The sequence below is a fragment of the Pararhodobacter aggregans genome (assembly GCF_003075525.1).
Taxonomy (GTDB): Bacteria; Pseudomonadota; Alphaproteobacteria; order Rhodobacterales; family Rhodobacteraceae; genus Pararhodobacter; species Pararhodobacter aggregans.
Genome location: NZ_QDDR01000001.1, coordinates 384,130 through 403,574, shown reverse-complemented (window position 1 = coordinate 403,574; position 19,445 = coordinate 384,130). Strand labels below are relative to the sequence as shown.

At 67.4% G+C, this 19,445-nt stretch carries 21 protein-coding genes; 5 read left to right on the top strand and 16 right to left on the bottom strand.

Features of this window, described 5'->3' with window-relative positions; genetic code table 11:
* Positions 1-14: 14 nt before the first annotated feature.
* Positions 15-1,610, top strand: coding sequence for a Ppx/GppA family phosphatase (locus DDE23_RS02055; RefSeq protein ID WP_107750214.1), 1,596 nt, complete (start codon positions 15-17; stop codon positions 1,608-1,610).
* Here the strand turns inward: DDE23_RS02055 and DDE23_RS02050 are convergent.
* The 8 genes from DDE23_RS02050 to scpA form a co-directional block, all read right to left on the bottom strand.
* Positions 1,562-1,864 carry an AAA+ family ATPase gene (locus DDE23_RS02050; protein ID WP_107749717.1) on the bottom strand — a complete coding sequence of 101 codons (303 nt, stop codon included), beginning with the start codon at positions 1,862-1,864 and terminating at the stop codon, positions 1,562-1,564. The two genes, DDE23_RS02055 and DDE23_RS02050, sit on opposite strands and share 49 nt — an antisense overlap.
* An 83-nt stretch (positions 1,865-1,947) precedes the next feature.
* Positions 1,948-2,439, bottom strand: a complete 492-nt coding sequence (locus tag DDE23_RS24835) for an SH3 domain-containing protein (protein ID WP_133239512.1) — start codon at positions 2,437-2,439, stop codon at positions 1,948-1,950.
* A gap of 55 nt (positions 2,440-2,494) precedes the next feature.
* Positions 2,495-3,178, bottom strand: a complete 684-nt coding sequence (locus tag DDE23_RS02035; protein WP_107749714.1) for a molecular chaperone DjiA — start codon at positions 3,176-3,178, stop codon at positions 2,495-2,497.
* A gap of 43 nt (positions 3,179-3,221) precedes the next feature.
* Positions 3,222-3,695: a GNAT family N-acetyltransferase gene (locus tag DDE23_RS02030; RefSeq protein ID WP_107749713.1), complete on the bottom strand. Its 474-nt coding sequence runs from the start codon at positions 3,693-3,695 to the stop codon at positions 3,222-3,224.
* Positions 3,692-4,309: a VOC family protein gene (locus DDE23_RS02025; RefSeq protein ID WP_107749712.1), complete on the bottom strand. Its 618-nt coding sequence runs from the start codon at positions 4,307-4,309 to the stop codon at positions 3,692-3,694. The genes DDE23_RS02030 and DDE23_RS02025 overlap by 4 nt, the downstream gene beginning before the upstream one ends.
* Complete coding sequence (locus DDE23_RS02020) at positions 4,306-4,791, bottom strand: MAPEG family protein (RefSeq protein WP_107749711.1); 486 nt, start codon at positions 4,789-4,791, stop codon at positions 4,306-4,308. Before DDE23_RS02020 ends, DDE23_RS02025 begins: the two co-directional genes overlap by 4 nt.
* Positions 4,792-4,848: 57 nt before the next feature.
* The gene (locus tag DDE23_RS02015) at positions 4,849-5,475 is read right to left on the bottom strand and encodes a glutathione S-transferase family protein (RefSeq protein WP_107749710.1); all 627 of its coding nucleotides are present in this window, start codon (positions 5,473-5,475) and stop codon (positions 4,849-4,851) included.
* Between the two features lie 119 nt (positions 5,476-5,594).
* Positions 5,595-7,730, bottom strand: a complete 2,136-nt coding sequence (scpA, locus tag DDE23_RS02010) for a methylmalonyl-CoA mutase (protein WP_107749709.1) — start codon at positions 7,728-7,730, stop codon at positions 5,595-5,597.
* A gap of 118 nt (positions 7,731-7,848) precedes the next feature.
* Between scpA and DDE23_RS02005 the strand changes: the two genes are divergently transcribed.
* Positions 7,849-8,304 carry a DUF4174 domain-containing protein gene (locus tag DDE23_RS02005; RefSeq protein ID WP_107749708.1) on the top strand — a complete coding sequence of 152 codons (456 nt, stop codon included), beginning with the start codon at positions 7,849-7,851 and terminating at the stop codon, positions 8,302-8,304.
* Positions 8,305-8,369: 65 nt separating this feature from the next.
* On the opposite strand, the gene DDE23_RS02000 is transcribed toward DDE23_RS02005, so the two are convergent.
* The 4 genes from DDE23_RS02000 to DDE23_RS01990 form a co-directional block, all read right to left on the bottom strand.
* Positions 8,370-10,373, bottom strand: a complete 2,004-nt coding sequence (locus DDE23_RS02000) for an acetyl-CoA carboxylase biotin carboxylase subunit (protein ID WP_107749707.1) — start codon at positions 10,371-10,373, stop codon at positions 8,370-8,372.
* Between the two features lie 64 nt (positions 10,374-10,437).
* Positions 10,438-10,842, bottom strand: a complete 405-nt coding sequence (locus tag DDE23_RS01995) for a hypothetical protein (protein WP_107749706.1) — start codon at positions 10,840-10,842, stop codon at positions 10,438-10,440.
* An 84-nt stretch (positions 10,843-10,926) separates the two neighbouring features.
* A complete protein-coding gene (locus DDE23_RS24985) occupies positions 10,927-11,082 on the bottom strand; it encodes a hypothetical protein (RefSeq protein ID WP_157957954.1) in 156 nt (51 codons plus the stop codon).
* Between the two features lie 268 nt (positions 11,083-11,350).
* The gene (locus DDE23_RS01990) at positions 11,351-12,883 is read right to left on the bottom strand and encodes an acyl-CoA carboxylase subunit beta (protein ID WP_107749705.1); all 1,533 of its coding nucleotides are present in this window, start codon (positions 12,881-12,883) and stop codon (positions 11,351-11,353) included.
* Between the two features lie 191 nt (positions 12,884-13,074).
* Between DDE23_RS01990 and DDE23_RS01985 the strand changes: the two genes are divergently transcribed.
* The 3 genes from DDE23_RS01985 to DDE23_RS01975 all read left to right on the top strand — a co-directional run bounded on the left by DDE23_RS01985 (position 13,075) and on the right by DDE23_RS01975 (position 16,147).
* The gene (locus DDE23_RS01985) at positions 13,075-13,425 is read left to right on the top strand and encodes a DMT family protein (RefSeq protein ID WP_107749704.1); all 351 of its coding nucleotides are present in this window, start codon (positions 13,075-13,077) and stop codon (positions 13,423-13,425) included.
* Between the two features lie 50 nt (positions 13,426-13,475).
* Positions 13,476-14,678, top strand: a complete 1,203-nt coding sequence (locus tag DDE23_RS01980) for a multidrug effflux MFS transporter (protein ID WP_238149872.1) — start codon at positions 13,476-13,478, stop codon at positions 14,676-14,678.
* 62 nt (positions 14,679-14,740) lie between these two features.
* Entirely contained in the window at positions 14,741-16,147 is a 1,407-nt protein-coding gene (locus DDE23_RS01975; RefSeq protein ID WP_107749702.1) for a helix-turn-helix domain-containing protein, read from the top strand.
* Positions 16,148-16,198: 51 nt separating this feature from the next.
* Here the strand turns inward: DDE23_RS01975 and DDE23_RS01970 are convergent, their stop codons facing one another.
* The 4 genes from DDE23_RS01970 to betA form a co-directional block, all read right to left on the bottom strand.
* Positions 16,199-16,441, bottom strand: coding sequence for an HP1242/YdcH family protein (locus DDE23_RS01970; RefSeq protein ID WP_107749701.1), 243 nt, complete (start codon positions 16,439-16,441; stop codon positions 16,199-16,201).
* A 63-nt stretch (positions 16,442-16,504) separates the two neighbouring features.
* Positions 16,505-17,056, bottom strand: a complete 552-nt coding sequence (locus DDE23_RS01965; protein ID WP_107749700.1) for a hemerythrin domain-containing protein — start codon at positions 17,054-17,056, stop codon at positions 16,505-16,507.
* Between the two features lie 24 nt (positions 17,057-17,080).
* Positions 17,081-17,737, bottom strand: coding sequence for a thermonuclease family protein (locus tag DDE23_RS01960; RefSeq protein ID WP_107749699.1), 657 nt, complete (start codon positions 17,735-17,737; stop codon positions 17,081-17,083).
* 54 nt (positions 17,738-17,791) lie between these two features.
* Positions 17,792-19,444 (bottom strand): choline dehydrogenase, encoded by a 1,653-nt coding sequence (betA, locus tag DDE23_RS01955; RefSeq protein WP_107749698.1) that lies wholly within the window; start codon positions 19,442-19,444, stop codon positions 17,792-17,794.
* Between the last annotated feature and the right edge of the window lies 1 nt (position 19,445).

Below are 19,445 nucleotides of genomic sequence, written 5' to 3'. Positions count from 1 at the left end.
CAGACAGCGAGACCATGACCACCCCGCCCGTATCGCCTCCGCCGGTGCGTGGCTATTTCGGCGGACAATCGCTCTTCGATGACGAATCGATGCGGGCGCTGGATCGGGTGGGCGTGATCGACGTCGGCTCCAACTCGGTGCGCATGGTGGTGTTCGACGGTGCCGCCCGCTCGCCGGCCTATTTCTTCAACGAGAAGGTGCTCTGCGGGCTGGGCCGCGATCTGGCCCAGACCAACCGCCTGCATCCCGAGGGCCGCGCCCGGGCGCTGGCCGCGATCAAGCGCTTTGCGCTCCTCTCGGCCGACATGCGGCTCACCAGCCTGACCATGGTCGCCACCGCCGCCGTGCGTGAGGCCGAGGACGGCACCGAGTTCAAGGCCGAGGTCGAGGCCGCGACCGGGGTCGAGATGCTGATCATCCCCGGGACCGAGGAGGCCCGCCTGTCCGCCCAGGGGGTGCTGCTGGGCTGGCCCGGGGCGCGCGGGCTGGTCTGCGACATCGGCGGTTCGTCCATGGAACTGGCCGAGATCGGCGATGCCACGGTCGGGCGGCGGGTCAGTTCGACCCTGGGCCCCTTCCGCCTGCAGCAGGTGCCGGGTGGCAAGAAGGGTCTGCGGACCCATATCACCGAGACGCTGAAGGCCCTGCGCGACGAGGTGGGGGCCGACCACAAGGCGCTCTATCTGGTGGGTGGGTCGTGGCGGGCGCTGGCCCGGCTCGACATGGAGCGGCGCGGCTATCCGCTGACCGTGCTGCACGAATACGAGATGACGCCCAAGTCGATCCGCAAGACCATCGACTGGCTGGAAACCCAGGATCTGAAGAAGCTGCGCGACAAGACCGGGATTTCGCCCGAGCGGATCGTGCTGGTGCCGCTGGCCACCATCGTGCTGCGCCAAATGCTGACCGTGTTCCGCCCGCGCGAGATCTATATCTCCAGTTACGGCATTCGTGAGGGGATCCTGTACGAACAGATGCCCGAGGAATTGCGCGCCCGCGATCCGCTGATCGAGGCCTGCCGCCATCTGGAGAATTCCTCGGCCCGCATCCCCGGTTTCGGGCGGCGGATGTTCGACTTCCTCATGCCGCTTTACCGCAACGTCCCCGACGAGCGGATGCGGCTGGTCAAGGCCGCCTGCCTTCTGCATGACGTGAACTGGCGGGCGCATCCGGACTATCGCTCGGAAAGCTGCTTCGACACGGCGACGCGGGCCAATCTGGGCGGGCTCGACCACAAGGGGCGGGTCTATCTGGGCCTCGCGCTGATGAACCGCTACAAATCGCCCGGCGCCGACAGCCGCCTGACACCGCTGCTGCGGCTGCTGGACGAGGAAGAGATCCGCCACGCCATCATGATCGGCCGGGCCATGCGCTTTGGCGCCATGTTCTCGCTGGCCGGACCGGACGAGGCGGGCGAGCTGCGCTATTTCCCCAAGAAAAAGGTGCTGGAGCTGATCCTGCAGCCCGAACGCAAGGATCTGTTCGGCGAGGTCGCGGCCTCACGCTTTGCCGCGCTGGCCAAGACGCTGGGCGTGACCACCATCCAGCGGGTCGGGCGGCATCACAATTCCAGGCTCTCGCCCGGGGCCAAGGGCGCGTCCTCGTCCTGAGGCTCGGGCGCGGTCCCGCCCGGTTCGTCCGGCTGGCGGCGGCGGATCAGGATATCGCCATTGGGCAGGAATTCCGGCGCGTGCCAGCCGGTCAGGTCGCCCAGCATCTCGACCAGATCGGCCAGCCAGGGGTTCACCGCCCCCATCATGTCGTCAAGCATGCCCTGCAGCGAGCTGCCGGGCGGCGGTTCCTCCTGCGCCTGAACCGGCGCGGCGAGGGTCAGGGTCAGGGCAAGAACGGGGACAAGACGCATGGCCGGGGCTCCTGAGTCGGGGGCGGGCGGTTACCAATATGGCCAAGATAGCGCCCGAGCGGGTTTTGACGAGGGCCGCGCCCTCAGCGGCGGGGCGCGTCGGGCGGCCGGGTCGAGGACAGGAACGAGGCCGAGACCCATTCCGCGACCCGCCCACCCTCGATCCCGTTGCCCGGCGCGCAGGCGGCATTGCCCGTCTCGACCATGCCGCTGGCGCCGCCCCGGCAGGCCGCGTCATAGGGTTCGCTGATCCGCGCCCAGCCGTTCTGGATCTCGCGCACCGTGACCCCCTCGCCCAGCGCCAGCCAGCCAAGGCTGCCGCAATCGGTCGAGGGGCAGGTCCGCCGGTGCAGCCGGTCGGTCGTGACCCAGAGCCGCTCGGTGCCGGGCGCATTCTGCCAGGGGCGGGCCTCGGCCGTGGGCGAGCGGCGCGGCGCGGTGGCGGGTTCCCCGCCGCCCTGCAGGCCCAGCGCCGCCGCGATCATCCCGCCGCCCAGCCCCATCATCAGCCGGAACGACCGCTTGAGCAGCGCCAGCAGCAGCAGGGCACCAAGGCCGATAAAGATCAGGGACACGCGCGCTCCTGTCCGGGTTGAACCGGGGCGACCCTAGCACAGCCGAAACGCGGTCTTAAGCCGCGTGGCGCTGCTGGACCTCTTCCCACGCGGAATTGAGCGCCTTGAGCCGATCCTCGGCCAGCCGCACGGCCTCGTCCGGGACGCCGCGGGCGCGCAGGGCATCGGGATGCGATTCCCGCACCATGCGCCGGAACGCCGCCCGCGCCTGATCGAGCGAGGCATCATGCGGCAGTTCCAGCAGTTCATAGGGATCGGGCGCCGCACCCGGGACATTGCGGGCATAGATCGCCCGGTAACAGGCGTCCCCCAGCCCGAAGATGCCCGACACCTCGCGCAGGAAGGCCTCCTCGGCCGGGTGAAAATCGCCATCCGCCACGGCGACGTGGAACAGCCCCTCGATCAGGTCGCGCAGCACCGGATCATTGGGCGGAAACAGACCGGCGATCTTGCGCGCATAGGAATCGTAGCCCGCCACGTCCTGCCGGGCCAGATTGAAGACCCGCGCCGCGCTCGCCTCGTCTTCCTTGGGGATGGTGAAGACCTCGCGGAACATCGCCACCTCGTCGCGGGTGACGGTGCCGTCGGCCTTGGCCAGCTTGGCCCCCAGCGCGATCACGCCGATGGTGAAGGCGACGGTGCGTTCCGGGCGCACGCGCAGCCGGTCGAACACCGCGCTGAGCGGCTCACCTGTACGCAGCGCCTCGATGGCGTCAGTGATCCGGGACCAAAGGGACATGGCCGCATTCTAGCGCCGCTCAGGGCGCTTGAACATGCGACGTTCACAACAATTTCTGCATGAACACAAGATCGTGCCATGCGCCCAGTTTCCAGCCAACCTGGGGCATCCTTGCGACTTCGGCATAGCCGATTCGGGCATGAAAGGCGATGCCATCGGGGTTCGAGCCCGAGACCCCACCAATCATCGCATGGTGGCCCTGACTGCGGGCGTGGTCCTCCAGCGCCGTCATCAACGCGCGGCCCGCCCCTCGCCCCCGGGACGAGGGCGCCAGAATCACCGTGTGTTCCTGTGCGAAGGCATAGCCGGGGCCGCTGCGGAACTGGGCGTAGGTGGCAAAGCCCTCGGCCCCCTGCCCCCGGTCGATGACCAGAAAGGCCGGCCTTGTGGCGATCATCGCGGCGATCTCCTCCACCGTCTTTTCGAGCGGCGAGAAGGTGACGGCGGTGTCGCGGATGATCGGGTTCCAGAAAGCGGCGATGACCGGCGCATCGCCGTGGCGGGCGGGCCGGATCATGCCAGTTCGCGCGGACCGTTCGGGGTGTCGAAGGCAAAGGCGATGCCCGGCGCCCCGGTCTCGACCGTCAGGCGCGGCTCGTCGATCAGCCCGGCCAGTGCCTGCCGCAGCACATCGGGCCGGGGGTGGCGCAGGGTGACGCCGGTCAGCCGCACCCCCCGGTCGGGCAGGCGGACAGAGGGATGGACCATCCCCTCGCCCCATTCGATGAGCGCGGGCGCGGTGCCGTCAAAGGGCTGCTGGCCGCTGTCGGGCAGCGCGAAGGTCCAGCTCAGCGCGTCACGACGAAAGAGCGTCGGCACGCCGGTCCCCGCGGGCGCCCGGGCCAGCGCCGCCTCCATGTCGTCGGTGCGCAGGATCCAGCATTGCGGCCGGGTCTCGCCCGCGAAGGCGTCGAGGTCGAACCAGCGCGGGCGGTCCGGCGCCTGCCCCTCGGGGTCGATGGCGATGAGTTCGAGGTATTCACCGGGCCCCAGCGACAGCAGCCGGTTATGCGTCCCCATCTGCGCATGGCGCCCGCCGGGCTCCAGCGGCACGCCCAGCGCGGCCTCGATGGCGGCGCTACCTTCGTCGAGCGACAGGGCGGCAAGGGCGATATGGTCGAGCGCGATCATGACGATCCTCCGAGTGAGACAACAAGCGCCCAGATCCCCGCCACCATGGTCGGGTAGAAACTGGCCGCGAATCCAAAGCCCCTGAGGGGCGGCGAGGCGTGATAGCCGATCCAGAAGAGCAGTCGGCTCAGGGCGAAGGACAGGCCGAGCCAGGGCAGCAGCCCCCAGCCCAGCACCAGCCCGGCGAAGGGCCAGACGGCGAGTGCCAGCACCAGCTGCTCGGTGGTATTGGTCAGGACCCGCTGGTCGATCTGGGCACCCGAGCCGGGGAGGAAAGCCGCGCCGTCGATGGTCGCGTCATCGAAAAAGCGCCGCTGCGCCAGCCGCCCGACCATCAGCCCCATGACCAGCCCGCCCGGCAGAAAGGCCCCGGCGAGCGAGGGCCAGACCTCGCCCGGTGCCCGGCCCCACCAGACGAGCCCCAGCGCCCAGAGCATCGCGAGCGCCATCGATCCCGCGATCACCCGCCGTTTGCCATCCATCGCCCGCCTCCGATCCGCCCGCATCCTGCCCCCGTCGCCGGGCCAGCGGAAGGGGGTTCAATCGGCGGCGGCGAAATGGGCCATCTGATCGGCCAGGGCCTTGCGGAAGGCGGGCCTTTCGGTGGCGCGGGTGACATAGGCCTTGCAGGCCGGATGCGCCGCCAGCCCGTCGAACCGGTCCACGAGGCGCAGCACATCGGCCATCAGGATATCGGCCACTGAGAAGCCGTGCGGCAGCCAGTCGCCCGCCGCCAGAACCGCCTCCATCCGGTCAAGGCGCAGGGACAGGAAGCGGGTCATCGCCTCGGGCACGGGATCGGTGCCGAAGCGCAGCAGCGCCCAGGGCAGGCCCGCCATTTCCACCGAGTTGAGCGCGGCGAAGACCCATTGGGTCACCGCCGAGCGGCCCGCGGCCTCGCGGGGCATCAGTGCCGGGCTCTTCTCGGCCAGATGCAGCAGGATCGCGCCCGTTTCGAACACGGACAGATCGCCGTCCAGCAGCCAGGGCACCTGACCGAAGGGCTGATGCGCCAGATGCGCGGCGCCCCGGTCGTGGAACGGGACCGAGGCCACGCGGTAGGGCAGCCCCGCCTCCTCGAGCGCCCAGCGGACCCGCAGGTCGCGGACATAGCCGCGCGGCAGGTCCGGCACCCAGTCATAGGTCGTGAGGATCAGTTCGGTCATGACGGCCCTCCATGCGGCCATCCTGCCCCCGATCGGCGCAAACGAAAAGGGCGGCGGCCTCCCCGCCGCCGCCCCCTTCGGCCGGGACCCCTCCCCCGGGGTCCGCCAGCCGGAGTTCCCTAACCGCGCGCCTCGCGGATCAGACGCAGGATATCCTTGGCCGCGGCGGGGATGTTGGTGCCGGGACCGAAGATCGCCTTCACGCCGTGGTCGTAGAGATACTGGTAGTCCTGCTGCGGAATCACCCCGCCGCAGATCACCAGAATGTCGCCCGCGCCCTGTTCTTTCAACGCCTCCACCAGCTTCGGCGCAAGGGTCTTGTGACCCGCCGCCTGGCTGGAGATGCCGATGACATGCACGTCGTTGTCGATGGCGTCCTGCGCCGCCTCTTCCGGGGTCTGGAACAGGGGGCCCACGTCGACGTCGAACCCGATATCGGCAAAGGCGGTGGCGATGACCTTGGCGCCGCGGTCGTGGCCGTCCTGGCCCATCTTGACCACCAGCATCCGGGGACGGCGCCCCTCGTCCTCGGCGAAGGCCTCGACGTCCTTCTGGATCTGGGCAAAGCCCGCGTCGCCCTCATAGGCCGCGCCATAGACCCCGGCGAGGGTCTTCACCTCGGCCCGGTGACGGCCGAACACCTTTTCCATCGCCATGCTGATCTCTCCGACAGAGGCGCGTGCCCGCGCGGCTTCGACGGCGCCTTCCAGAAGGTTGCCGCCTTCCTTCGCCCGACGCTCCAGTTCCGCCAGCGCGGCGCTGCAGGCCGCCTCGTCGCGCTTGGCGCGCATCGCGGTCAGACGGGCGATCTGGCTCTCGCGCACCTTGACGTTGTCGATGTCGAGGATGTCGATCGGGTCTTCCTTGGCGAGGCGGTACTTGTTGACGCCGACGATGACCTCTTCGCCCCGGTCGATCTGCGCCTGCCGCCGCGCGGCCGATTCCTCGATGCGGAGCTTCGGCATGCCCGAGGCCACGGCCTTGGTCATCCCTCCCAGTTCTTCAACTTCCTCGATCAGTTTCCAGGCCGCTTCCGCCAGGTCCGCTGTCAGTTTCTCAACATAGTAAGATCCCGCCAACGGATCGATGACCTTGGTCACCCCGGTCTCTTCCTGCAGGATGAGCTGGGTGTTGCGGGCAATGCGGGCGCTGAATTCGGTGGGCAGCGCGATGGCTTCGTCCAGCGCGTTGGTGTGCAACGACTGCGTGCCCCCCAGCGCCGCCGCCAGCGCCTCGTAGGCGGTGCGCACGACGTTGTTGTAGGGGTCCTGCTCCTGCAGCGACACGCCTGAGGTCTGGCAATGGGTCCGCAGCATCAGGCTGCCCGACTTCTTCGGGTTGAACTCGGTCATGATGCGGTGCCAGAGCAGCCGCGCGGCGCGCAGCTTGGCGGCCTCCATGAAGAAATTCATGCCGATGGCGAAGAAGAACGACAGCCGCCCGGCGAAAGCGTCCACATCCATGCCCCGCGCCAGCGCTGCCCGGACGTATTCGCGCCCGTCGGCCAGGGTGAAGGCCAGCTCCTGCACCAGGTTCGCGCCCGCTTCCTGCATGTGGTAGCCGGAGATCGAGATCGAGTTGAACTTCGGCATCTCGGCCGAGGTGTATTCGATGATATCCGCGATGATCCGCATCGAGGGTTCGGGCGGATAGACATAGGTGTTGCGGACCATGAACTCCTTGAGGATGTCGTTCTGGATGGTCCCGGACAGCAGGCTGCGGTCCACGCCCTGCTCCTCGCCGGTGACGATGAAATTGGCCAGGATCGGGATCACCGCGCCGTTCATGGTCATCGAGACCGAGACCTTTTCCAGCGGGATGCCGTCGAAGAGGATCTTCATGTCCTCGACCGAATCGATGGCCACGCCCGCCTTGCCCACATCCCCCACCACGCGCGGATGGTCGCTGTCATAGCCGCGGTGCGTCGCCAGGTCGAAGGCGACCGAGACGCCCTGCTGACCGGCGGCCAGGGCCTTGCGGTAGAAGGCGTTCGATTCCTCGGCCGTGGAGAACCCGGCGTATTGGCGGATGGTCCAGGGACGGCCCGCGTACATCGTCGCCCGGGGGCCACGGGTGAAGGGCGCCATGCCGGGCATCGAGCCCAGATGGTCCAGCCCCTCGAGATCGGCCTCGGTATAGACCGGCTTGACCGCGATCCCCTCCAGCGTCTGCCAGGTCAGCGTCTCGGGCGAGGCGCCCTTCAGCTCCTTGGCGGCCAGCGCTTCCCAGGCTTTCATCTTGTCGGTCTCGGACATCGGGGTTCCTCCAAAGCGTCAGGCCGCGGCCAGGCGGGGCCGGGGCGAAATCTGTGTGATCACGGGTGCAATCGCCGGGGGATTGCTTATATGGGGGCGAAAGGGAGTCCTATCGCCGATGAAGTCCGTCCTCGTTGCCCTGCTCGTGCTGCTCGCGCCCCACGCCGCCCTCGCGCAGACGGTCGAGCCGGAAGCGGCGACGCCCGAACTGATGATTCTGGACGCGGCCGATGTGGACCCCGACGATTTCCTCTGGACGCTGCGCATCGTCGCCGTAATGGCCGACAGTCCCAACGACCCGGCCTTCCAGCGGCAGATGCGCGATATCGAGGAAAGGCCCGGCGACCTTCTGACCCGCGATGTGGTGGTGATCGTCGACAGCGACCGCAATTCCGGCAGCCCGCTGCGGCAAAGGCTCAGGCCGCGCGGCTTCATGCTGGCGATCATCGACAAGGACGGCGAGATCAAGCAACGCCGCCCCGCCCCCCGCGACGTGCGCGAGATCGGCGACATGATCGACCGCTTCCCGCTCAGGCGCCAGGAATTGCTGGAACGGCTGCCCGCAGGGCGGTAACCCGCGCGCCCCTGCCCCGCCCGAAGAGGCGTATTTGGGGCAGAATGAAGGGCGCGCGGCAGCACTTATTCGAACTCCATGATGACGTCGTCGACCATCAGCGAGCCGCCGACGGTGGCGTTGATCGTCTTGACCACGCCCTTCTTCTCGGCGCGCAGGATGTTCTCCATCTTCATCGCCTCGACGGTGCAGAGCGCCTGACCCTCGAAGACCTCGTCGCCCTCGTTGACCGACAGCTTCACCATCAGCCCCGGCATCGGGCAAAGCAGCAGCTTCGAGGTATCGGGCGGCATCTTTTCAGGCATCAGACGCGCCAGTTCCGCCTGACGCGGGGTGCGGATATGCACCTTCAGATCGGCGCCGCGCACCCGGATGCGGTAGCCGCCGGTCACCCGGCCGACCTTCATCACCAGGGGCTCGCCATCGACCAGCACCCGGGCCAGCGTCTGCCCCGGCGTCCAGTCCGATTCCACCCGCATCGCCGCGCCATCGGCGAAAGCCACCGTCGCCCCGCCGCGGTCGGCGCGGATCGCCACCGGGAATTCCTCGCCCTGGATCGAGACGACCCAATCGTCGCCGACCTTGCGCTCGTGGTTGTCCATCCGGCCCGAGAGCCGCGTGCGCCGGATCTCGGCCACCCGGTTCATCGCCGCCGCCGCCGCCGAAACGCGCTTGAGCATCGCGGCGGGCAGCGAGACGCCGTGGAAGCCTTCGGGGAATTCCTCGGCGATGAAGGCCGTGGTGATATTGCCCGAGGTGAACCGCGGATGGTCCATCACCGCCGCGCAGAACGGCAGGTTGTGGCCGATCCCCTCGACCTCGAACGTGTCGAGCGCGAGGCGCATTTCCTCGATCGCCTCGGCCCTCGTCTTGCCCCAGGTGCAGAGCTTGGCGATCATCGGGTCGTAATACATCGAGATCTCGCCGCCCTCGAAGACGCCGGTATCGTTGCGCACGATGCCGCCGCGGCTGGTCGGCCCTTCGACCGGCGGGCGGTAGCGGGTCAGACGGCCGATCGAGGGCAGGAAGTTGCGATAGGGGTCCTCGGCATAGAGGCGGCTTTCCATCGCCCAGCCGTTGATCTTCAGGTCTTCCTGCTTGAAGGGCAGCGGCTCGCCGTTGGCGACGCGGATCATCTGCTCCACGAGGTCGACGCCGGTGATGAGTTCGGTGACCGGATGCTCCACCTGCAGGCGGGTGTTCATCTCGAGGAAATAGAAATTGCGGTTGCCGTCGACGATGAATTCCACGGTCCCGGCGCTGGTATAGCCCACGGCCTTGGCCAAAGCGCAGGCCTGCTCGCCCATCGCCTTGCGGGTCTCGGGGTCAAGGAAGGGCGAGGGCGCCTCTTCGATGACCTTCTGGTTGCGGCGCTGGATCGAGCATTCGCGCTCATGCAGATAGACGCAATTGCCGTGTTTGTCGGCCAGCACTTGGATCTCGATATGGCGCGGCTGCGTCACGAATTTCTCGATGAAGATCCGGTCGTCGCCGAAGCTGTTGGCGGCCTCGTTCTTGGACGATTCGAACCCTTCGCGCGCCTCCTGCGCGTTCCAGGCGATCCGCATCCCCTTGCCGCCGCCGCCCGCGCTGGCCTTGATCATCACCGGATAGCCGATCTGGTCCGAGATGGTCACGGCTTCCTCGGCATCGGCAATGAGGCCCATATAGCCGGGGACGGTGCTGACGCCCGCTTCCTGAGCCAGCTTCTTCGAGGTGATCTTGTCGCCCATCGCCTCGATCGCGGGGCTGGGCGGGCCGACGAAGATCACGCCTTCCTTCTCCAGCGCCTCGGCGAACTTCATGTTTTCGCTGAGGAAACCATAGCCCGGATGGACCGCTTCGGCGCCGGTCTGGCGGATCGCGTCCATGATCTTGTCGATGACAATATAGGATTGGTTGGCGGGCGGCGGGCCGATATGCACCGCCTCATCGGCCATCTTCACATGCAGCGCATTGCGGTCGGCATCGGAGTAGACCGCCACCGTCTTGATGCCCATCTTGCGCGCGGATTTGATGACCCGGCAGGCGATTTCGCCGCGGTTGGCGATCAGGATCTTCTTGAACATGCTCACTCCCCCGCCCCGGACGGGGCCCCAAATTCGTTCTGTGCGGCGATGATCCGAGGGCGGCTCATGCGTCGTCCTCCTCGTCCCAGGGCTCATCGTCCTCGTCATCGTCCTCGGCCAGATCGTCGAAGATCTCGGGGAACGAGACCCGGGCCTTGCCCAGGTCGATGCGCAACAGCGCGTCATAGCTTTTCGGATCGAAGGGATCTTCCGCCGCCACCACCTCGCGGCCGAAGAGCCACGACAGACGCCCGGCATCGAGGTTGCCGCGCTCGAACGGTTCCTCGCCGAAATGCTCCCAGAGTGCGGCCATGAAGCCGCGGTCGGCGGCCCGGTCGGGGGCGCGGCGATCCTTGTAGCGCTCGCGCGCGATCAGGGGGGTGGCCCCTTCCTTCACATTGGCGCGGCGGATGGTGAACTGGAAATCGGTGCCGGGCAGGCGCCCGGGAAAGCCGCGGTGCTTCAGCATGGGGTCACCCCCAGCGGCAGGCGGCGGGCGGGCGGGGCCGCGAAGGGCCCCGCCCGAAACTCTGTCACGCCCGAGGGCGCGCGGTCAGCGGTATTTCGGGGCGACCGGCTCGACGTAGATCGGCTGCGGCGCGGGCTCGACGGCGACGTACTCTTCTTGCTGGTGGTGGAAGTGGCTGCAACCACCCAGAACCGCCAGCGCGAGGGCACCGGCGAAAACGCCGATGGTCGATGTGGACATGCGTTACTCCTGCTCTCTTCGCGGTCCGGTCGCCGGGAGATCCCGAGACGCCGGATGCTCTTTTCTGCACAAACCACATTGGTTGCGCTGTCCGCGAGCTTACCCGAAGGCAGAGGTCGAATCCAGTTTTTGTGTTCAAACATGGGGGCTTGCGAGGCGTTCTGTGGTTTTGTCGCACCAGGGTACGAACTGGGTGAGGTGAAAAAATCAACATCTAGCGCCGGTTGGCAGAGCGGCCTCAGATGCTGGGGTCGGTGGGGTCCCGCCATCACAGCGGGATGTTGTCGTGTTTTTTCCACGGATTGCTCAGCTTCTTGCCGCGGAGCGAGGCAAAGGCCCGCGACACCCGGCGGCGGGTCGACCGGGGCTGGATCACCTCGTCGATGAAGCCCTTTTCGGCGGCGACGAAGGGATTGGCGAAGCGGTCCTCGTAATCCTTGGTGCGCGCCGCGATCTTCTCCTTGTCGGCCAGTTCCGAGCGATAAAGGATCTCGACCGCGCCCTTGGCACCCATCACCGCGATCTCGGCGGTCGGCCAGGCATAGTTGAAATCGCCGCGCAGATGCTTGGACGCCATCACGTCATAGGCCCCGCCATAGGCCTTGCGGGTGATGACCGTGACCTTCGGCACCGTCGCCTCGCCATAGGCAAAGAGCAGCTTGGCGCCGTGCTTGATGACCCCGCCATATTCCTGACCGGTGCCGGGCAGGAAGCCGGGCACATCGACCAGCGTCAGGATCGGGATCTCGAAGGCGTCGCAGAAGCGCACGAAACGGGCGGCCTTGCGGCTGGAATCGATGTCCAGACAGCCGGCCAGCACCATCGGCTGGTTCGCCACGACGCCGACACTCTGCCCTTCCAGACGGATGAAGCCGGTGATGATGTTCTTGGCGAAATCCTGCTGGATCTCGTAGAAATCACCCTCGTCCGCGACCTTCAGGATCAGTTCCTTCATGTCGTAGGGGGTGTTCGGATTGTCGGGGATCAGCGTGTCGAGGCTTTCCTCGATCCGGCCCGGCTCGTCGAAGAAGGGGCGGACCGGCGGCTTCTCGCGGTTGTTGAGCGGCAGGAAGTCGATCAGGCGGCGGACCTCGATCAGCGCCTCCACGTCATTCTCGAAAGCGCCGTCCGCGACCGAGGATTTCCGGGTGTGGGTCGAGGCCCCGCCCAGTTCCTCGGCGGTGACGATCTCGTTGGTGACGGTCTTCACCACATCGGGGCCGGTCACGAACATATAGGACGAATCGCGCACCATGAAGATGAAGTCGGTCATGGCGGGCGAATAGACCGCGCCCCCGGCGCAGGGGCCCATGATGACGGAGATCTGCGGCACCACGCCCGAGGCCATGATGTTGCGCTGGAAGACATCGGCATAGCCCGCCAGCGAGGCCACACCCTCCTGGATGCGCGCGCCGCCCGAATCGTTCAGCCCGATCACCGGGGCGCCGTTCTGGATCGCCATGTCCATGATCTTGCAGATTTTCTGGGCATGGGTTTCCGACAGCGAGCCGCCGAAGACGGTGAAATCCTGACTGAAGACATAGACCATGCGGCCGTTGACCGTGCCCCAGCCGGTCACCACGCCGTCCCCCGCCGGGCGGTCCTGCTCCATGCCGAAATCGGTGCAGCGATGGGCGACGAAGGTGTCGAATTCCTCGAACGAGCCTTCGTCCAGCAGCAGCTCGATGCGTTCGCGCGCCGTCAGCTTGCCCTTGGCGTGCTGCGCGTCGATGCGGCGCTGACCGCCCCCCAGACGCGCGGCCGCCCGCCGGTTCTCGAGCTCTTGCAGAATGTCCTTCATCGCGCCCTCCTCGGATTTGGCGCGCAATGTACGTTCGCGCCTGCAGCAAAGGAAGCAAAATCGAGAAAATTTGCAAATCACTTGGCAAGTCGTCAGTGCGAAATGCAAATCTGCTAATTCTGGCCACTTGCACGGGGGCGCGGCCGGTTTATAGCCCGCAGTCTGACCGTAATTGCAACCCCCGGCGCGCCATGCCCCTGTCCGTTCCGCTGCAGACCATCCTGCTGCTGCTTGCCTCGAATGTTTTCATGACCTTCGCCTGGTACGGGCATCTGAAATACCGCAGCGCGCCGCTGATCACCGTCATCCTGATCAGCTGGGGCATCGCCTTTTTCGAATACCTGCTGCAGGTGCCCGCCAACCGCATCGGGCATGAGGTCTTCTCGGCCGCGCAGCTGAAGACCATTCAGGAGGTCATCACGCTCAGCGTCTTCGCCGCCTTTTCGGTCTTTTACCTGAAAGAGCCGTTGACCTGGAATCACGCGCTGGGCTTCACGCTGATCGCCGCGGGCGCCGCCGTCATCTTTCACCGTCCGTTCTGAGGGCACTGGACACTCCCGGCGGGCGTCTTTACGCTTGTGAAATGAATGGTGTGACACCCCGGTTCCTGGACCGCAAAACCCCCCCGCATCTGGCGACGCTGATTCTGCTTTCGGCAGTCTCTGCGCTGTCGATGAACGTCTTCCTGCCGTCGCTGCCGAACATGGCGGAATATTTCGACGCGGATTACCGGCTGATGCAGCTGTCGATCTCGGTCTATCTGGCCTTCAGCGCCGTGCTGCAGCTGGTGATCGGCCCGCTGTCCGACCGCTTCGGGCGGCGGAACATCGTGCTGGTGTCGCTGGTCGTGTTCCTCCTGGCCAGCGTCGGCACGTTGCTTGCCCCCAATGCCACGGTCTTCCTGATCTTCCGCATGCTGCAGGCCGCGGTCGCGACCGGCATGGCGCTGGGCCGGGCCATCGTGCGCGACATGGTGGACGAGGACCGCGCGGCCTCGATGATCGCCTATGTGACGCTGGGCATGTCGATCGTGCCGATGCTGGGGCCGATCGTCGGCGGCGCGCTGGACGAGGTCTGGGGCTGGCAGGCCAGCTTCCTGCTGCTGGCGGTGCTGGGCGCGCTGGTGCTGTGGCTGGTCTGGGCCGATCTCGGCGAGACGATGGAGCGTCGGCCGTCGAGCTTCCGCGCCCAGATCGCCGATTACCCCGAGCTGTTGACCTCGCCGCGCTTCTGGGGCTACGTGCTGACCACGGCGTTTTCCTCGGGCGTGTTCTTCGCCTATCTCGGCGGGGCGCCCTTCGTCGGTTCCGAGATCTATGGCCTGACCCCCAGCGAGCTGGGCCTCTTCTTCGGCGTCACCGGCGTCGGCTATGGCATGGGCAATTACCTGTCGGGCCGGTATTCCACCCGCTTCGGCGTGGTGCGGATGATCGTCTACGGCAATATCGGCATGGCCATCGGCATCGTGGTGCAGATCTTCGCCGTCGCCACCGGCTGGGGCGGCGCGGCGGGGTTCTTCGTGCCCTTCCTGATCGTCGGCATCGGCAACGGGCTGGTACTGCCCAATTCGAACGCCGGGATGCTGTCGGTCCGGCCGGCGCTGGCGGGCACCGCGGCGGGCCTGGGCGGCGCCTTCATGATCGGCGGCGGCGCGGCGCTTTCGGCCATGGCCGGGGCCATGCTCACCGAAGAGACCGGCGCCTGGCCGCTGATCGCGATCATGAGCGCCTCGATGGTCGGCTCGATCCTGTCGATCCTGCTGGTCATCCGCCGCAACAAGCAGCTGGGCCTCTGAGCCCGCTTGGCAAGGCCGCTTTGCAAAGATAGGGTTCCGGCGTTGCAAAGCGGGAGGCTGCGATGGCCGTGCAGAAGCTTTATGCGGGGGCGAAGCTGCGCGAGATCCGCTCGCGGCTGCAGCTGACGCAGAAGGAATTCGCGGCCCGGCTGGGCGTCTCGCTGCCCTATCTCAACCAGATGGAGAACAACAACCGCCCGGTCTCGACCGCGGTGGTGCTGGCGCTGGCGCGCGAGTTCGGCACCGATGTGACGGAACTGTCCACGGGCGACAGCGAGCGCATGGTCACCGATCTGCGCGAGGCGCTGGCCGATCCGGTGTTTCCCGCCCCGGCCCCCTCGGCCGCCGATCTGCGGTTGGTGGCCTCGAACGCGCCGGGGGTGGCCCGCGCCCTGCTGGCCCTGCACCGGGCCTATCGTCAGACACATGAACGTCTGGCATCCCTGGACGAGGCTTTGGGCCGCGATGACAGGATGTTGCGTGCCTCGCCCTGGGAGGAGGTGCGCGACTTCTTCCATTACTGCGACAATTACCTCGATGCTGTCGACCGCGCCGCCGAGCATTTCGCCCAAGGGCCGGAAAGCATCGAGGCGAAGGCCGGCAAATTGCTGGAACGGCGCAGCATCGGCTTGCAATTTTCCGATGATCCGATGCTCAGGCGCTACGATCCGCAGCGCCGGATCCTCACTTTATCAACAAAAGCTACCGGAGCGACCCGCCGCTTCCAGCTGTTGCACCAGATCGCCCTGCTGACCCAGAACGAGCTGCTGGAGGCGACGCTGGACCTGGCGCGCTTCCAGTCGGACGAGGCACGGGGCATCGCCAAGATCGGGCTGGCCAATTACTTCGCCGGGGCCGCCCTGCTGCCCTATCGCGCCTTCCTGACCGCGGCGCAGGAAACCCGCCACGATCTGGAGATGCTGGCCGACCGTTTCGGCGCCTCGATCGAGCAGGTGGCGCACCGGCTTTCGACCCTGCAACGGCCGGGTGCCAAGGGCGTGCCCTTCTATTTCGTCCGGGTCGATCAGGCGGGGACGATCACCAAGCGGCATTCGGCGACGCGGCTGCAATTCGCCCGCTACGGCGGCGCCTGCCCCCTGTGGAACGTGCATCAGGCCTTCGAGACGCCGGGCCGTTTCCTGCGCCAGCTGGCCGAGACGCCGGACGGGGTGCGGTACTTCTCCCTGGCGCGGGACGTGTCGAAAAGCGGCGGCTCGTTCCGGGCGCCGGTGCGGCGCTATGCCATCGGGCTTGGCTGCGAGATCCGCCATGCCGAGCAGCTGACCTATGCCGATGACATGGACCTGAGCCATCCCCAGGCCTTCGAGCCGATCGGCATTTCCTGCCGGATCTGCGCCCGGCCCGATTGCCACCAGCGCTCGGTCCCGCCGCTGGAGCAGGAGCTGCGCATCGACCCCGACCGGCGGGGCGTGCTGCCCTATGCCATCGCCGAACAAAGTGGCCCCTGAACGCGAAAGGGGTCGCCCGGAAGCGACCCCTGATGCTGTCTGTCGCGCGGTTCAGGCGGTTTCGCGCAGCTTGGCGGCGATCTGGTCCTTCAGCGCCATGCGGGTCTTGCGCAGCGCGGTTTCATGCTCTTCCGCCACCGGCTCGACCTTGGTTTCGGCGCGGTGGATGGCCTTGTTCACCTCGTGATACTCGTCGAAGAGCTTGGCGAAATGCGCGTCCGCGGTCTTCAGCGCATGCATGCGCTCGACCTCGGCGGGGAATTCTTCGGCCAGTTCGTGGGGCGTGTTGGACATGCTTGTCTCCGTTCGTTGCCCCTGCAGGTTAGCCCGCCCTTTCGACGAAGCCCTTGATCTGGATCAGAAGCTGACCGCGCGATGCAGAATTATCGGCACGACCAGATCCTCCTCGTCGCTCAGATGCCGGTCGAGGAAACCCGCGAAGGGCGTCAGCGCCTCGTCGAGCCGGGCGGCGGTTTCGCGCGGGGGCTGGTTTTCCGACAGCGCCTTCAGCACCGCGTTGGTGCGATCGGCCAGCGCGTGCAGATGGGCGTCCAGCGTGTGGTGGTCGGCATCAAGCAGCGCGAACCCCTGTTCGAGGCGCGGCTCGGTCTGGGCCAGCAGCGGGAAATAATGGTGATCCTCGACCTGATGATGGCCATGCAGGTCGTTGAGCAGCGTGCCCGCCAGCCGGACCAGCATCTGCGGCTCGGGCTCGGCGTCGCGCTCGATGATGCCGCGGGCGCGGTCCTGCAGCAGCGGCAGCAGGCGACGGAAACCGAGGTGCCGGTCGAGCCAATAGCTGGTCAGGCCGTGGAACCGCGGATGCGCCTGCCAGCCGTCGCGCGGGTAGTCGGCGAGGAGGATGCGCAGCGCTTCGGGCAGCGACTCGCGGGTTTCAAGCTCGTCCATCGGGGTCCTTTCTGAACGCGGCGGTCAGCGGCGGGCGCGGCGCCATCCGGCGGCGCGCGCCTCGGCTTCGGTGCAGAACCAGCGCTCGCCCCGCCCGGTGTCGATCCGGGTGCGATCATAATCGCGCTGGCCGGGCAGATGATAGACCCGCCCGCTGTCCGAGATATTGCCCTTGATCGCGCAGCCGCCACGGGGCGCCTGCTGCGGCTCCTCCGTCACCGAGGAGCGGTGCGCGGCGCGGAAATCCTCGGGCAGGGTCACGCCCCGCCCGCCGTCCCGCCAGAGACCCCGCTCTGCCGCCCGTGCCGTGCGTTCGGCGCCGACGTAATCCAGGGCATAGCGGCGGTAGGCGAAGGCCGCGCCGCCCTGCACCATGGCCTGCCCCAGATCGCCGCGCCCGGCGTCGCAGCGCGCCAGCAGGCGGCCATAGCGGTCGGGCGCCCCCTCGGAACAGGTGACGCGCCGCCCGCCGATCAGCCGCGCGAGTTCGTCGCGCGCCCAGCGCCCGCAGGCCCAGTCGCCGCAGGGCTGGTCCATTTCCGGCGCGTCGATGCCGAAGAGGCGGATGTGCACGCCCGCCACCTCCAGCGTGTCGCCGTCGATGACCCGGGCCGCCCCCCGGATATCAGCCTGCGCCGCCCCGGCCAGCATGAGAACGAGAAGTGAACAAATCTTTAACATGCCCCCGATCTACTGGGGCGTGACTCCGGCCGCAAGGGCGTCGTCAAGAATTCCTTAACGCTGCGCCACCGCCCAGTCGGGATTGATCCAGGGCTCAAGATTTGAGGCAGGCAGCGGGTCCTTCCCCAAGATATGGTCCGCCATCTTCTCTCCGACCAAGATCGAGGGCCCGTTGAGATTGCCGTTGGTGATGCGCGGGAAGACCGAACTGTCGGCCACGCGCAGCCCCTCGACCCCGATCACCTTTCCCTGCGGATCGACCACCGCCATCGGGTCGTCGCGCCGCCCCATGCGGGCCGTGCCGCAGGGGTGGAAGGCCGATTCGGCGTGCTCGCGGATGAAGGCGTCGAGCGCCTCGTCCGATTGCACCGCGGCGCCCGGCTGGATCTCGTGCTTCACATGGAGCGCCATGGCGGGCTGATCCATGATTTCGCGCGTGAGGCGGATGGCGGCGCGGAAGTCGGTCCAGTCATCGGGATGGGACATGTAGTTGAAGCGGATCACCGGGTTGTCGGCGGGATCCTTCGAGCGAAGCCGCACGCTGCCCCGGGATTTGGAGCGCATCGGCCCGACATGGGTCTGGAACCCGTGCCCCTCGGCCACCGCGCGGCCGTCGTAGCGCACGGCGATGGGCAGGAAATGGTACTGGATATCGGGGTAATCGACGCCCGCCGCCGAACGGATGAAGCCGCAGCTTTCGAACTGGTTCGAGGCGCCCGGCCCGCGGCCCAGCACCAGCCATTGCGCCCCGACCCAGGCCTTGCCCCAGAGGTTCCAGTATTTGTAGAGCGAGATCGGCGTCTTCGTGGCGAATTGCAGGTAGAGTTCCAGATGGTCCTGCAGGTTCGCGCCGACGCCCGGCCGGTCTGCGACCACGGCGATCCCGTGCTCGGCCAGATGCGCCGCCGGGCCGATGCCCGAGAGCATCAGCAGTTTCGGGGTGTTCAGCGACGAGGCGGCGAGGATCACCTCGCGCCCCGCGGTGATGACCCGGCCATCCGACAGCGCGACGCCGGTGGCCTTGCCGCCCTCGATCACCACCTTGGCGGCAAGGCCCCGGACCAGCCGCACCCGCCCGGTCTTCAGCGCGGGCTTGAGATAGGCCCGGGCCGCCGACCAGCGCACGCCCTGGCGGATCGTCGCCTCCATGGCGCCGAAGCCTTCCTGCTGCTGGCCGTTGTAGTCGCGGGTGACGGGATAGCCCGCCTGACGCCCGGCCTCGATGAAGGCGTTGAACAGCGGGTTCTCGCGCCGGCCGCGGCTGATGTGCAGGGGGCCGGCGGTGCCGCGCCATTCGGCGCCGCCGCCCGCGTCTGCCTCGCCGTGCCAATGCTCCAGCCGTTTGAAATAGGGCAGCACGTCGGCATAGGACCAGCCATCGGCGCCCTGCTCGGCCCAATGGTCGTAGTCGCGGGCATGGCCCCGGACATAGACCATGCCGTTGATCGAGGACGAGCCGCCGATCACCTTGCCGCGCGGCGTGACCAGCGAGCGCCCGCCGAGGCCCGGCTCGGGCTCGGAGGCCATGCCCCAATCGTAGCGCTTCATGTTCATCGGGTAGCTGAGCGCCCCCGGCATCTGGATGAAGGGCCCGGCGTCCGAGCCGCCGAATTCCACGACGATCACCGAATGCCCCGCCTCGGCCAGACGGAACGCCACCGCCGACCCGCCCGAACCGGCGCCCACGATCACATACTCGGCCTGCATG

Coding starts and splice junctions, on each gene's coding strand:
- DDE23_RS02055 (WP_107750214.1), top strand. CDS start 15: ATGACCACCCCGCCCGTATCGCCTCCGCCGGTGCGTGGCTATTTCGGC.
- DDE23_RS02050 (WP_107749717.1), bottom strand. CDS start 1,864: ATGCGTCTTGTCCCCGTTCTTGCCCTGACCCTGACCCTCGCCGCGCCG.
- DDE23_RS02035 (WP_107749714.1), bottom strand. CDS start 3,178: ATGTCCCTTTGGTCCCGGATCACTGACGCCATCGAGGCGCTGCGTACA.
- DDE23_RS02030 (WP_107749713.1), bottom strand. CDS start 3,695: ATGATCCGGCCCGCCCGCCACGGCGATGCGCCGGTCATCGCCGCTTTC.
- DDE23_RS02025 (WP_107749712.1), bottom strand. CDS start 4,309: ATGATCGCGCTCGACCATATCGCCCTTGCCGCCCTGTCGCTCGACGAA.
- DDE23_RS02020 (WP_107749711.1), bottom strand. CDS start 4,791: ATGGATGGCAAACGGCGGGTGATCGCGGGATCGATGGCGCTCGCGATG.
- DDE23_RS02015 (WP_107749710.1), bottom strand. CDS start 5,475: ATGACCGAACTGATCCTCACGACCTATGACTGGGTGCCGGACCTGCCG.
- scpA (WP_107749709.1), bottom strand. CDS start 7,730: ATGTCCGAGACCGACAAGATGAAAGCCTGGGAAGCGCTGGCCGCCAAG.
- DDE23_RS02005 (WP_107749708.1), top strand. CDS start 7,849: ATGAAGTCCGTCCTCGTTGCCCTGCTCGTGCTGCTCGCGCCCCACGCC.
- DDE23_RS02000 (WP_107749707.1), bottom strand. CDS start 10,373: ATGTTCAAGAAGATCCTGATCGCCAACCGCGGCGAAATCGCCTGCCGG.
- DDE23_RS01995 (WP_107749706.1), bottom strand. CDS start 10,842: ATGCTGAAGCACCGCGGCTTTCCCGGGCGCCTGCCCGGCACCGATTTC.
- DDE23_RS24985 (WP_157957954.1), bottom strand. CDS start 11,082: ATGTCCACATCGACCATCGGCGTTTTCGCCGGTGCCCTCGCGCTGGCG.
- DDE23_RS01990 (WP_107749705.1), bottom strand. CDS start 12,883: ATGAAGGACATTCTGCAAGAGCTCGAGAACCGGCGGGCGGCCGCGCGT.
- DDE23_RS01985 (WP_107749704.1), top strand. CDS start 13,075: ATGCCCCTGTCCGTTCCGCTGCAGACCATCCTGCTGCTGCTTGCCTCG.
- DDE23_RS01975 (WP_107749702.1), top strand. CDS start 14,741: ATGGCCGTGCAGAAGCTTTATGCGGGGGCGAAGCTGCGCGAGATCCGC.
- DDE23_RS01970 (WP_107749701.1), bottom strand. CDS start 16,441: ATGTCCAACACGCCCCACGAACTGGCCGAAGAATTCCCCGCCGAGGTC.
- DDE23_RS01965 (WP_107749700.1), bottom strand. CDS start 17,056: ATGGACGAGCTTGAAACCCGCGAGTCGCTGCCCGAAGCGCTGCGCATC.
- DDE23_RS01960 (WP_107749699.1), bottom strand. CDS start 17,737: ATGTTAAAGATTTGTTCACTTCTCGTTCTCATGCTGGCCGGGGCGGCG.
- betA (WP_107749698.1), bottom strand. CDS start 19,444: ATGCAGGCCGAGTATGTGATCGTGGGCGCCGGTTCGGGCGGGTCGGCG.